Annotated in this window: 5 protein-coding genes; 1 reads left to right on the top strand and 4 read right to left on the bottom strand. The window is 32.1% G+C overall.

Annotated features, from left to right (window positions below; genetic code table 11):
• On the top strand, positions 1 to 1,027 hold a 1,027-nt coding region (locus tag ABS911_RS14095; RefSeq protein WP_350468082.1), incomplete at its 5' end, for an HAD-IC family P-type ATPase.
• A 349-nt stretch (positions 1,028 to 1,376) separates the two neighbouring features.
• Here ABS911_RS14095 and ABS911_RS14090 read toward each other — a convergent pair.
• The 4 genes from ABS911_RS14090 to ABS911_RS14075 all read right to left on the bottom strand — a co-directional run bounded on the left by ABS911_RS14090 (position 1,377) and on the right by ABS911_RS14075 (position 4,502).
• The gene (locus ABS911_RS14090; protein ID WP_350468081.1) at positions 1,377 to 1,973 is read right to left on the bottom strand and encodes a recombinase family protein; all 597 of its coding nucleotides are present in this window, start codon (positions 1,971 to 1,973) and stop codon (positions 1,377 to 1,379) included.
• Between the two features lie 360 nt (positions 1,974 to 2,333).
• A complete protein-coding gene (locus tag ABS911_RS14085) occupies positions 2,334 to 3,059 on the bottom strand; it encodes a Fic family protein (protein WP_350468080.1) in 726 nt (241 codons plus the stop codon).
• Between the two features lie 184 nt (positions 3,060 to 3,243).
• Complete coding sequence (locus tag ABS911_RS14080; RefSeq protein WP_034536146.1) at positions 3,244 to 3,654, bottom strand: hypothetical protein; 411 nt, start codon at positions 3,652 to 3,654, stop codon at positions 3,244 to 3,246.
• 29 nt (positions 3,655 to 3,683) lie between these two features.
• Positions 3,684 to 4,502, bottom strand: a complete 819-nt coding sequence (locus tag ABS911_RS14075) for a ParA family protein (protein WP_350468079.1) — start codon at positions 4,500 to 4,502, stop codon at positions 3,684 to 3,686.
• Between the last annotated feature and the right edge of the window lie 687 nt (positions 4,503 to 5,189).

Genomic DNA, 5,189 nt, shown 5'->3' with positions numbered 1-5,189 from the left:
AGACCATCCGCTTACAGCTAAAACAATTGGCGAAAAGTTAGGATTGGCTGATAACATTAGCGTCATTACGGGTCCTAAGTGGGACAAGATGTCAGAAGAGGAACAAAAGGAAGCTGCTCTAAAATATCAAGTCTTTGCTAGAACTACTCCCAAAAATAAGCTAGAGATTATTTCTGCGCTTCAAGCAAATGATAAGATAACTGCCATGACAGGGGATGGTGTAAATGATGCTCCAGCCTTGAAAAAAGCAGATATTGGTGTTGCGATGGGAATCAAAGGTACTGACGTAGCCAAAGATTCTGCTGACATGATTTTAGCAGATGATAACTTTGCAACTATGTCTGTTGCTATTAAAGAAGGACGTCGTATTTATGATAATATCAAAAAGAGTATACTCTTTTTGCTTCCAACTTCGTTTGCTGAAGGGTTGATCATTGCGATTACGATTTTAATGCAACGAGATATGCCACTTCAAGCTACGCAACTACTTTGGATCAATATGGTATCTGCAATTACGATTCAATTTGCGTTTATTTTTGAACCGGCTGAAGAGGGTATTATGAATAGGCCACCTAGAAAAACGGGTAGAGGGCTTATGAATAAACAAGATATTTTCCAAATGACGTATGTTTCTATTTTAATGGCAATCGTAAGTATTATTTCTTATGAATGGTTGATGTATACGGGAGCTGATCAAGTAACCGCCAGTACGATGATGGTTAACATTATCGTATTTAGTAAAATTTTCTATCTTTTTAGCATCCGAACTTCAAAACTTGCTTTATCACGTTCGTTTTTCACGAATCCTAAAGCATTCCTAATTATTGGAATCATGCTAGTCCTACAATTAATTTTAACTTACGTACCCTTTATGCAGGGAGCCTTCCATACCTCAGCTATGACGAGTAAAGAGTGGGTATTATCTTTCTTATGTGGGATTACGGTATTGATTGTAGTGGAAATCAATAAATTTATTCGACTGTCCATTCAAAAAGGTTACAATCAAAAAGTAAGCATGCAAAAATAAATGAAGTTAGAGTTAATAAGAATACACTTTTAAAATAATTGTTAATAATGTAAATAAAAACTTTGGGATACTATAGTATCCCAAAGTTTTTTTGATATTTATTTACTATATTTTGATAGTACAATATAGGTTTCCTGACATAAGAGATGCAATTATGGACTTTTTTTCTAAAGTACAATTAACTTTTTTTCAGCATTATCTTAAGGGCTATAATCTATATCTTATTTGCTTGTATAGTTATAACAGATGTTTTACTCTTGCTAATTCAATATAATTCATAGGGTATTTTTCGGTTCCAAACTATATATATATAAATACTCCAAATCAACTAGAACAAAATTATGTCTATTTATTTTTTTTCAGTATCTTCAATTATAGAAGTTAAAATTTGTTTGGAGTCTCTTTCTTTTAACTTTCGATATAATGATCCTTGAGAGATACCAGTGATTCGTAGAATGTCTTTAACAGAATATTGTCCTGAATCATATAAGCGTAAAGCATCTTTCACCTTTTGCTTGTCCATTATCGGTCTGCCAAGAGTTACTCCGCGTGCTTTAGCGGATGCTAATCCTTCATTTACCCGCTGTACCGTCAAATCACGCTCCAACTGAGCAATCACGGCCATCATCTGAAACATAGCTTGACCTGTTGGAGTAGAGGTATCTAAATTCTCTTTTAACGAAATAACTTCTACTCCTTGTTCTTTAAGTTCTTCAACCGTAGACAAAATATCTAACGTTTTTCTACCTAAACGACTAATCGATTCAATAATAACGGTATCCCCTAAACGAACTGTATTAAATAAGCTATCTAAACCTGCGCGTTTCTTTTGTGTACCTGTAAATTTCTCTTGAATGAGTTTATCATATCCAACTCGTTCTAATGCGTCTAATTGACGGTAGAGTTCTTGTTTATCTGTTGATACTCGAGCATAAGCAATTCGCATAATTCCACCTCTTTAAAAAAGTTTCTTCTATTATATATATATGTAAATACATTTAACTAAATAATGTAACAATGTATCTTTTTCTAGTATAGCATTAAATGTATTATTTGTAATAGTATTTGGTAATCTTTATGGGAACGTTTTTTGGTAATGTTAAAAAAGCTGATTTTATAAGGATTTTTGCCATTTTTATTTATATGTAAACTCAATTCCCAAAAACACTTGTTTTTGGGAATTAGATTAATCACTTAATTAGTCTCCTTTAAACACAACTACACACTAAAAAAAATGAAACATTCTTAAAATGCTTCTGAGAGACATTTAAAATCAAAAAAATTGAAGAATAAAAGCCTAAAAAGCTTATTCTTCAATTTCTTTGATTTTTTCTTGATCCATATTTTGAAATGCTATCATTCGTTTAGTTTCTTTATCTAGGATTGATTTAGCAAAAGTAAAAAAAGAATCTACGTCTTGAGTTGCTAAAATTTCAACATACTGTGCTTTTGTATCCTTTTCAATAATTAATGGAGGAAATCCCTCCTGTAATAAAGAATAGTTCATCATCATCCGACCAGTTCGGCCATTCCCATCTGAGAATGGATGAATCCGTTCAAACTGAATATGAGTATCCAAAATAGCCATTAACTTAGCTTCCCTATCTTTAGATATACTTAAACGATAATTTAAATTATCAATTAATTGAGAAACTAACAAAGGTGTTTCTGATGGTGAAGATGTTTGAAATTCAGCACCTAAAATCATATTTTCATTCTTTTTAAATTGACCTTTATCGTATTGTAATCGATCTGTTAAATCAGCGTGTATCTCTTTAATAATTGTGGTAGAAAGGGTCTCTTCATTTATTAAATGATTTATCATATGATCAAAAGCTTGCTTGTGGTTCTCAATCTCATAAAATTCTCTAACTGTAGCGCCGGAACTAATAGGTAAAGTACCATTTACAATGATAGAAACGGTAGCAGGTAAAGAAATCGTATTTCCTTCAATTCCTGCTGAATGATGAGCTAATCGTACTAAAACATCTTCAAAGTAGTCGCTAGTTATGGATTTGAAAAATTTATTCACTTGAAGGCCTCCTACATTTAATATCTACACAAAAGTATACTTACGCAAGCTATTCAACAGTGTCTGTGTGAGTATTCTTAAAATTATAAGTTTAAAAAGTCTTTTGTCATCTACGGATCTTTAAAGTTAACTACACGAAAGTATACTAGTATACTTTCGTGTAGTTAACTTATTTTCTGCAAACTTATTTTTTTGAATGCTCGTAAAGATGTTCGTACATTTGATTGTAACCCTCTCTTTGACGGTTAGTTAATCGTGCGTTTACATAACTTTCAATTAGCATTTGCATCATATCGTTTACAGTCGATTTATCCATTTCTTCTAACTCTTCAATAAAAGGTTTTAATGTGTTTAGTCTTAGTAATACATCTGGAGATAATTTAGCTGTTTTTGTAGCTTTAAAAAAGTTTTCGGGTACCTTCTTCTCTTGCACTTTAAATTGTTTTTGAATTTGTGTTTTTTTGATTTCAATTGGAAGATCATTTGGTGAATGGATAGGTGATCTACCAAAGTCATTAGTTCCTTTTATGGATACGTTTTTTTCTTGGAGACTACTTTTTTGTCTTTTGATAATTGGTTCAAATGACTTACTCATAAAATACTCCCTTCTCCCATTCTAAGCAGTTAAATATTTTCTAAATACGCTTCATGGTCATTCAATTCATTTAAAACATCTATGAAAATTTGGTGAGCTTTTCCATCCCACATTTCTACTTTTCCATTTGCATTAGTGTTCATGTGAACACCTTCTACATCATATACTTTTAAACGTTCTTGGTAATTTACAATAGTATCAATAACATTGCTGCCATACATTTCTCTTGCTTGATCTAAAACTCTAGTATCCACTCGTCCACCTTGTCTTAACATCATAGGAATAATTCCAACAACTTGTAAGTGGGCATTATAGCTTTCTGATAAAAATTGCATGTAAGCAATATATGTTTGGGCACCATCTAATGAGAGTTCTTGGGTTTGAAGAACAATAATACAATAATCGGCAGCTATCATAGCATTGTCTGAGTAATCAGATATCGTGGGTGGAACATCTATATAAATACGATCATAACTATTTTTGAAGGGCTCAATTAATTCTTTTAAATAAGAAATTTGAGCTATTTCGTTATCTGGGTATTTATCAAAAAGTATCTTTGATAAATTTCTAAATGATGTATTTGCTGGTATCATATCTAAATTATCCATGACATGAACGATTTCATCTGTAAGGTTTCCGTTTCGAAAACCATCAGTAATTGATTTTGATATATTATCAAGATTTCCAGTTTTAGCAAGCACTCTAGTAGCATTGCCTTGAGGGTCCATATCAATAACTAAGATACGTTCCTTTAAATATGTAGCTGCTTCATATGCCAGCATAGTTACGGTTTTTGTTTTGCCAACCCCGCCCTTAAAGTTTCCAACAACATAAACTTTTCCGCTCATTTGCTTACCTCCTAATTTATACATAAGTATACTTATGTGTAAATTTTAACATTTACAAACATAATATGCAACGGTATACTACTGCGAAAGTTACTTATGTGTAGATGTAACAAAAATGAAATATAAGCATAAGTATACCAGTATACTTATGCTTAAGTTGAAAAGTATACTAGTATACCAGTATACTACGCACAAGTATACTGGTATACCAATGAATAAGTATACCAGTATACTTGTGCGTTACCTTATAATTCATTAAGATCACTGACATAGTAACATTTCCCTATAAATTGCTTTCTTTTATACCTAATTAAAACTATACAATAGTATACCAGTATACCCTTGTATAGTTTTTTTAACATGTAAAAACCTCTACACAAACTAAGCGGTAGTATACTGGTATACTACCGCTTGTTTTATGCAGTATACTAGTATACTGTTGTATAGTTTGTTAATGGAAAAAAGCATTTACATCACATTTCAAGTGCGTTAGGCTCGATATAACACTAAAATTAAATAAAAAAAAGCCCCACGAATTGGCGTTCGTAGGACAACAAATTATTCTGATTTATGTATTGCCATTATACCAAGCACCTGGACAAATGGCAATTGGCTTTTTTACCAACACAGGAGCCAAGCTGTGTGCGTGACAGCATTTAAGTAGACAGGTTAAGCATACGCCGCTGC

The organism is Carnobacterium sp., from assembly GCF_040274425.1.
Note: the sequence above shows the minus strand (reverse complement) of the source record. Positions and strands in the feature narration are given on the sequence as shown.